This is a genomic window from Mesorhizobium sp. C277A, assembly GCF_040324395.1.
Taxonomy (GTDB): Bacteria; Pseudomonadota; Alphaproteobacteria; order Rhizobiales; family Rhizobiaceae; genus Mesorhizobium.
Genome location: NZ_JAMYVW010000006.1, coordinates 36,801 through 45,156 on the forward strand (window position 1 = coordinate 36,801; position 8,356 = coordinate 45,156).

An 8,356-nucleotide genomic window follows, 5' to 3' on the forward strand; every position below is an offset into this window, starting at 1 on the left:
TCCTGAACGTTTGTGCTCTGGCCAATAGCGGCCTGAGGAGAAACGATATGGGACATTCGCAGTATGACCTCGCCGGACAAGGCCGTCCCGGTAGTGTGCTGAGAGTTCTGCAAATTCGCTGAGAGGGGGCGGTCATAGCAGGCTGGTCATTGTTCACTTCACCTGATTCCCGCGAAGGAACGCCACCATGGCCAAGACTCATTTCTCTGGGTTCATTCCTCCCGGAATGTCCGACTGATTTGGTCCGACAGCGGCTTCACGATATAGGAAAGCGCCGTACGCTCGCCCGTCTCGACCATCGCTTCGGCCGGCATACCGGGCACGAGCGTCAGGCCCTTGAGCTTCGTCAGTTCCGCCTGCGGAACCGACAGGCGCACCAGGTAGTACGAAATGCCGTTTTTTTCATCCGTCGCCAGATCGGCTGCGATCCGGCTGACATATCCGTTCAATATCGGCGTGGTTCTCAGATTGAAGGCTGACATCCGCAGCACGGCCTTGTGGCCAAGCTGGATTTGGTCGATGTCCTTCGGGGTGATTCGTACTTCAAGCGCAAGATCGTCGCCTTCCGGCACGATTAGCATGATCGGATCGGCGGGCGTAATCACTCCGCCGACCGTATGAATTGCGAGTTGTTGAATGGCGCCTGACTGCGGCGCGACGATATCGATCCGCCGCAGTTCCTGCTCAACCGCCACCTTGCGCTCAACATACTCCCCGACCTGCGCCTGAACCTCTCTGAGCTCCTGGCCGACTTCCGACTTGAAATCCTGATCGATCTGCGGGATCTGCAGGCGCGTTTCGGCTATGCGGGCTGCCGTCTGTGCCTGATCTGCGATCTTCTCACCGCGCTCGCCACCGAAAGTGGCAACCTGGACCTTCAGGCTGTTCAACCGTTGGTCCGAGACAATGCCTTGCTTGCGCAACCCACTTAGAACAGCAATTTCCTTTTGGAGAACCTCGATCATTTTTTCACAGGCAATTTCCTGCGCCTTGAGTCCTTCGATCTCGTGGTGATATTGAGTAATGCGTTCCGCCAATTGCGCCTGCTTCCCGTCGCGGGATTGCCTGCGGAATTCGAACAGCAGCGTCTCGCTATCTATTGCCGAAGCTACGTCTGGAACATCTCTTCGGGCGAGTAGCCAGTCCGGGAAGGCGATTTCCGCGAGATCGTCACGCTCAGCATCGAGTCGTGCCAGGTAGGCGGCCAGCTCATCGAGCCGCTTGGTGACTATGGCGAGATTAGCGCGCGTCTGGGTAGCATCGAGCCGCATGAGGATGTCGCCGGCTTTTACTTTATCCCCTTCGCGCACCAGGATTTCTCCGACCACCCCGCCAGTCGGGTGCTGCACCTTCTTGACATAGGAAACGACGACAAAGTGTCCGGACGCTACAACCGCACCGGAGAGATTCGTGAAGGTCGCCCAGGCTCCGGCTCCTCCCACAAAGATCACGCTCGCCAGAAGGCCCGCCACCAGGTGGCGGCGAATGGAGCTTGAAACGTCATTGTTCTGATCAATGCCGGACACCGGTATCCTCCATGTCAGCGCGCTCTGCCACGTGATCCTGTGTAGACTCGATGGCCTTCAGGACTTTGGAACGCGCACCGAATGCTCGCTGCCGTCCACCTTCCATCACCAACACCAAATCGACGGCGCTGATGACGCTCGGCTGATGGCAGACGACAACCGCAATGCCTTTGCGCTCGCGCACGGAGGCGATCGCCTTAGCGACTGCAGCTTCGCCTTCCGCATCGAGATGGGTATTGGGTTCATCCAGCACAACAAGGAAAGGGTCTCGATAAAGGGCACGGGCAAGACCGATAAGCTGACGCTGCCCGGCGGAAAGTGCCGATCCGACCTCACCGACCGGAGTTTCGTATCCGTGCTCAAATCGGAGGATGAGTTCGTGGGTGCCCGCTGCTTTCGCCGCGGCGACAATAGCCTCAGGGTCAGGATCATCTTCAAAACGAGCGATGTTTTCGGCAATGGTGCCGTCGAACAGTTCAACACCTTGTGGCAGATAGCCGATATGACGGCCTAGTGCTTCCCGGTCCCATTGATCGAGGCTTGCGCTGTCGATGCGAACCTTCCCGGCGACCGGCGTCCATGCGCCGACGATGGCGCGCGAGAGTGTCGACTTGCCCGAACCCGATGCGCCGATGACCCCAAGTGCGCTTCCCGCCTGAATGGCAAACGCAAGGCCGGTCACGGTCAGCTTGCTTTCACCGGGCGGAACGATTGTCACGCTTTCCAGGCGCAGTTCGCGTTCAGGTGCAGGCATAGGCACAACAGGAGCGGTTTCAGGAACCTTTTCCAAGAGGTCCTCCAGCCGCGCCCAACTCTGGCGCGCAATGAGGAAGGGTTTCCAGCTTGAAATGGCCAGATCGACCGGAGCCAGCGCACGCCCCATCATGATCGAACTGACAATCATGACCCCGGCCGTAGCCTCCTGCCTGACGACAAGGTACGCACCTACGGTAAGAATGGCCGATTGCACCTGCAGGCGCAAGTCGGCATTGCAACGCGCTGCTTGCAGCAGACCATTGCGTGCCATGTTGTGGGCAACGGTATCGCTTATCGGCCCTTGCGAGAGAGTGTTGGCAAGGAGTGTCAGAGATGTGAGACCGACCGCCCCGATAAGTGCCGTCATGCCGATCCAGAAATGAAGGAGGAAGCAAATGCCAAGATAAAACAGCATCCATGGCAGATCGAAGAACGCTGTCGGACCGTTTCCACCTAAGAAGCCGCGAACATTGTCGAGATCGCGAAGCGGCTGCAAGCCGTCGCCCGGCATGCGCGTTGAAAGCGGAAGGCGAACGATCGCATCGTGAACGCGTCCGGAAAACTGTCCATCGAAACGCTCGCCAATCCGCAGCAGCACGCGGGCGCGCAAAATGTCGAGCAGGCATTGGAACGCATAAAGCCCCGCAGCAAGCACGACGAGCCCCACTAGAGTGGATACGCTGCCACTTGCCAGAACGCGGTCATAGACCTGAAGCATGAACAGCGGCGAGATGAGCGCAAGCACGTTGACCACGCCGCTGATCAACACAATGCCCCAAATCGCGGAAGTCAGAGGGAAGGGTCTCAAAGCTGAATCCTTTAAGGAATGGTTGTCACGTAAGTCTCCGGAGGCTGGCGACCCAGCTCCCTATATTGCTCCCCGACCGGCAACCGACTGCATCCGCTCGCTGGTTCAGGATCAGTGCTCCGCCGAATATGTTTGGTCCCGGCATTTAATGGAGCGGGTCAACAACACCGTCCGGCTGAAAGTTTGGAAGGGATTCATCGTGGTCGGCCGCAAGGGCCCGAACAGGCTTCCGCCTCCACACCTTCAGTGGGATTTCGGTGCACGACCAGCGCGACGCGCAGGGCTTCGTCACTGTACACGCTGACTGCTCCCGGGCGCCCCGGCCCATGGCAAGTAGCGGAAACGGGAAAGCGCCCGCCCAGGGGGGCGGGGCGGGCGCGGTTCCGTATGGGTTTTCTGGATCAAACGAAGGTGAAGTCGGACGCGGTCAGGCCCAGGTCTGCCACGGTGACCACACCGCCCAGGTGGGCGAACTCGTGCGCGCTGCCGTCGGCGGTGACATAGGCCAGAGTTGCGAGTCTGTCGGTGTAGCTGCTTTGGTAGACAATGATGTCGCCGGCGTGCTCGCCGGAGATCGCACTCGCCGCCTCATTAGCAGAGTTGAAAGATTCGCCAGTGATCACCACGACGTGTTCGCCGTTCGCACCCGAGGCCGCACCGCTGTAGAAGCTGCTCACCGGTAGCCGGACTGTATGCTGGCGTTGTTGACGAAGTTCGCGCCAAAACCATCGTTGTAGAGGCCCACCGCATCGAAGGCGAACTTGTCCTCCGCCGGGTTGAAATCGGTGATAGTGGTAATGTCCGACGTCGACCCGACAACCCCAGGCACCGGATTGTGGAACTGGAACACGAACGTGTCACTGTCGCTGCCCCCGGTCAACGTGTCCTGGCCGTCACCCACGTAGAGGACATCCTGGCCGGGTCCGCCGCTGAGCCTGTCATTGTCCTCACCGGAGACGCGCGCGTTGAAGCGGCCGTTGTCGCCGGAGAGATCGTCCCAGCCATCTCCGCCGAAGATGCGGTCGTTACCCTTGCCGCCGATGGCTCGGTCACTGCCCGCGCCACCCGAGATCTCGTCGTTGCCGCCACGACCGTCAAGCCAGTCACCGCCCTGGTAACCCTCGATCCAGTCAACACCCTCGGTGCCGAGGAGTGTTTCGGAACCCGGGCCACCTTCGATAATCTTTGCCATTGAAAATACTCCTAATGATGCCCCTGCCTGAGTCGTTCATATTCGTCATCGGACAATTGGAGAAATCGATTGCTTGGATAGGCATACATTTACGAAATGGATGCATTCTCGTTCACTTCGCCCTTCTGCTGAGCAGTTGCGGGCTCGCAGGCGGCGGGGACACGCCCCAGGCAATCGGCCCGAACATTCACACTCAAAGAACGGTCCAGGAAAACTTGGCAACCGGTCGTCCTGGTTGGGCCGCCCTCGGAAGAACGGGCATGGGGCTGTGTTGCCGAGTCGCGCCGGCACTGCCCATTGCGAGCAATGGAACGTTAGGGAGCGCGTTCGCGCGAGCCGAGATCGGAACTGACAGGCGCACCAGGTAGTACGAAATGCCGGGTTCACCAGGATTTCTCCGACCACCCGCCAGTCGGGTGCTGTATCTTCTCACCAGGAAACGACGACAAAGTGTCCGGATCACGCTCGCCAGAAGGCCCGCCACCAGGTGCCGGCGAATGGACTCGAAACGTCATTGTTCTGATGAATGCCGGACACCGGGATCCTCCATGTCAGCGCGCTCTGCCACGTGATCCTGTGTAGACTCGATGGCCTTCAGGACTTTGGAACGCGCACCGAATGATCGCTGCCGTCCACCTTCCATCACCACACCAAATCGACGGCGCGGATGGCGCTCGGCCGATGGGCGACGACAACCGCAATGCCCTTGCGCTCGCGCACGGAGGCGATCGCATTAACGACTGCAGCTTCGCCTTCCGCGTCGAGATGGGCATTGGGTTCATCCAGCACGACAAGGAAAGGGTCTCGATAAAGGGCCCGGGCAAGACCGATAAGCTGACGCTGCCCGGCGGAAAGTGCCGATCCGGCCTCACCAATCGGAGTTTCGTATCCGTGCTCAAATCGGAGGATGAGTTCGTGCGTGCCCGCTGCTTTCGCCGCGGCGACAATAGCCTCAGGGTCAGGATCATCTTCAAAACGAGCGATGTTTTCGGCAATGGTGCCATCGAACAATTCAACACCTTGTGGCAGATAGCCGATGTGACGGCCTAGTGCTTCCCGGTCCCATTGATCGAGGCTTGCGCTGTCGATGCGAACCTTCCCGGCGACCGGCGTCCATGCGCCGACGATGGCGCGCGAGAGTGTCGACTTGCCCGAGCCCGACGGGCCGATGACCCCGAGTGCGCTTCCCGCCTGAATGGCAAACGCAATGCCGGTCACGGTCGGCTTGCTTTCACCGGGCGGAACGATTGTCACGCTTTCGAGGCGCAGTTCGCGTTCAGGTGCAGGCATTAGCATAACAGGAGCGGTTTCAGGAACCTTTTCCAAGAGGTCCTCCAGCCGCGCCCAACCCTGGCGCGCCATGAGGAAGGGTTTCCAGCTTGAAATGGCGAGGTCGACCGGAGCCAGCGCACGCCCCATCATGATCGAACTGGCAATCATGACCCCGGCCGTAGCCTCTTCCCTGACGACAAGGTACGCACCGACGGCAAGAATGGCCGATTGCAGCAGCACGCGCAGCGACTTTGAAATGGCACCCAGCCCACCTGCCACATCCCCAGCTTTCCGGTTGGCGGCCAGACACTTGGCATTGGCCTTTTGCCATCGGGGCAGCGATCCGCTTTCCAAGACCGAGAGCTTGCACGACCTCGGCATTGCAACGCGCTGCTTGCAGCAGACCATTGCGTGCCATGTTGTGGGCAACGGTATCGCTTATCGGCCCTTGCGAGAGAGTGTTGGCAAGGAGTGTCAGAGATGTGAGACCGACCGCCCCGATAAGTGCCGTCATGCCGATCCAGAAATGAAGGAGGAAGCAAATGCCAAGATAAAACAGCATCCATGGCAGATCGAAGAACGCTGTCGGACCGTTTCCACCTAAGAAGCCGCGAACATTGTCGAGATCGCGAAGCGGCTGCAAGCCGTCGCCCGGCATGCGCGTTGAAAGCGGAAGGCGAACGATCGCATCGTGAACGCGTCCGGAAAACTGTCCATCGAAACGCTCGCCAATCCGCAGCAGCACGCGGGCGCGCAAAATGTCGAGCAGGCATTGGAACGCATAAAGCCCCGCAGCAAGCACGACGAGCCCCACTAGAGTGGATACGCTGCCACTTGCCAGAACGCGGTCATAGACCTGAAGCATGAACAGCGGCGAGATGAGCGCAAGCACGTTGACCACGCCGCTGATCAACACAATGCCCCAAATCGCGGAAGTCAGAGGGAAGGGTCTCAAAGCTGAATCCTTTAAGGAATGGTTGTCACGTAAGTCTCCGGAGGCTGGCGACCCAGCTCCCTATATTGCTCCCCGACCGGCAACCGACTGCATCCGCTCGCTGGTTCAGGATCAGTGCTCCCGCCGAATATGTTTGGTCCCGGCATTTAATGGAGCGGGTCAACAACACCGTCCGGCTGAAAGTTTGGAAGGGATTCATCGTGGTCGGCCGCAAGGGCCCGAACAGGCTTCCGCCTCCACACCTTCAGGCGCGTTCATATTCGTCATCGGACAGTTGCAGAAATCGATTGCTTGGATAGGCACACATTTACGAAATGGATGCACTCTCGTGCGCTTCGCCCTTCTGCTGAGCAGTTGCGGGGTCGCAGGCGGCGGGGATCGCCATCCATGCCTCCTCTCATAGTCGAGGGGGGGCAGTTTCTCAATTTGGGGACAACTCAGACGTCCGGTGCTCTTAGGCAGAGGAATCATACGAGATCCCTCCTGCAACATCATTTCCCGCATCCACAGGCTTGCCGGATCACTATTGTGGAGCGCAGGCCATTGAACGGCCTCCGTGAATGCGGGAGGAAGTGGCGGCGGAAGTTTGACAATCCGCAGGGGTGTTGTTTTTGCGAAATGCTGCGCCAGCCGTAAGGGCATGGTCCCGATGCGGCTGGTGCCTGATACAACGGGCGGGATCAGGCTAAAGCCGTGTACGACAACTTCGATGCGTCTCTCGAAACCGTGCTCGAGCAAATACCATTCCTCCATGGAGAGCTGCCGAGTGTCCCCGAATTTGAACACAACCTGCCCCATCGATAAGTATCGCTCCAATGTAAGTGGCTCTGACAGCTGCTTGTTCGTGCCGCAGCCTACGCACACGAGCATATCTTCGACAGGGCTGCGCGAGGATGTTTCGACATGAATACTTCCGGCATAATTAGAAAATCAACGTCGCCGCGCCGGAGAAGCTCCTCGGGGTCGTCGGAAATAGGGAGACATTCAAAGCGGACGGCGGGAGCTTCCGCGCAGCACGTTCTACGATCTTCTTAAAAAAATACGAGCGGATGTAATCGGAAAGGATAATCCGGAAGCGACGATCCGATTGGGCTGGGTTGAAGGCGTCCCAGGAAATAATCGATAGCTGGATGTGCAGCAATGCCTCCCTGACTGCTGGGGCGAGCCCCTCAGCGCGAGGTGTCAAATGAGCTCGCGGCCGCTCATCGTAAATAGCTCATCGCTGAAATAGGCGCGTAACCGAGCAACGGCGGCGCTCATTGCCGGCTGGCTCAGGTTAATACTGCGGGCCGCCGCGGTGACTTTACGTTCCCTGACCAGAGCGTCCAACACAACGAGGAGATTCAGATCGAGTCCCTTAAAACGCATGTCTTGATCTAGGCGGCGTGTGAATGGGTTGCGACCAAACATTCAATTCGAATGGTGAGTAGCGTCAACGCATCAGCCTTCGACGAAAAAGAGCATCGAAAAGAAGAAGGGCAAAAATGTGTATATGCAAAGCGCGCCGATATGCAGGCCCATTTTGGTCAATCGGACGGCCAAGCATCGCTGGACGAATGAGGTCGATTGCATGTGCGAGCGGTAATAAGGAGGCAGCATACTGAAAAGCGCCGGGCAATTGGTTGACCGGAAACATCGCGCCGCAAAGGAACAGCATGGGTGTAATAACAAGCGTATTATAAAATATGAAATATTCCATAACTGGGCGCAAGCGCCGTGACGACCATCGCTAGACTCGCGAAGGCGAGCCATTGAGAGCGATGACTGGCAGCAAGCAGAGGATGGATGGCCACGATGCGTAGCCGAGCGTGGTGGCAACAATAGTGATTGCTGTGCCCGCCATGAGG

Annotated in this window: 4 protein-coding genes and 3 pseudogenes; all 7 read right to left on the minus strand. The window is 58.6% G+C overall.

Annotated features, from left to right (window positions below):
- Positions 1-212: 212 nt before the first annotated feature.
- Complete coding sequence (locus NKK52_RS32135; protein ID WP_031204569.1) at positions 213-1,526, minus strand: HlyD family type I secretion periplasmic adaptor subunit; 1,314 nt, start codon at positions 1,524-1,526, stop codon at positions 213-215.
- Positions 1,513-3,048 (minus strand): type I secretion system permease/ATPase, encoded by a 1,536-nt coding sequence (locus NKK52_RS32140; RefSeq protein ID WP_502903007.1) that lies wholly within the window; start codon positions 3,046-3,048, stop codon positions 1,513-1,515. Before NKK52_RS32140 ends, NKK52_RS32135 begins: the two co-directional genes overlap by 14 nt.
- 443 nt (positions 3,049-3,491) lie before the next feature.
- Positions 3,492-3,767 (minus strand): hypothetical protein, encoded by a 276-nt coding sequence (locus NKK52_RS32145; RefSeq protein WP_352631008.1) that lies wholly within the window; start codon positions 3,765-3,767, stop codon positions 3,492-3,494.
- Positions 3,764-4,282 (minus strand): calcium-binding protein, encoded by a 519-nt coding sequence (locus NKK52_RS32150; RefSeq protein ID WP_352631011.1) that lies wholly within the window; start codon positions 4,280-4,282, stop codon positions 3,764-3,766. The genes NKK52_RS32145 and NKK52_RS32150 overlap by 4 nt, the downstream gene beginning before the upstream one ends.
- Before the next feature lie 511 nt (positions 4,283-4,793).
- A pseudogene (locus NKK52_RS32155) lies at positions 4,794-6,509 on the minus strand (type I secretion system permease/ATPase).
- A gap of 429 nt (positions 6,510-6,938) precedes the next feature.
- Positions 6,939-7,877 (minus strand): annotated as a pseudogene (locus tag NKK52_RS32160) (LysR family transcriptional regulator); the annotation flags it as partial.
- Between the two features lie 64 nt (positions 7,878-7,941).
- A pseudogene (locus tag NKK52_RS32165) lies at positions 7,942-8,356 on the minus strand (ABC transporter permease); the annotation flags it as partial.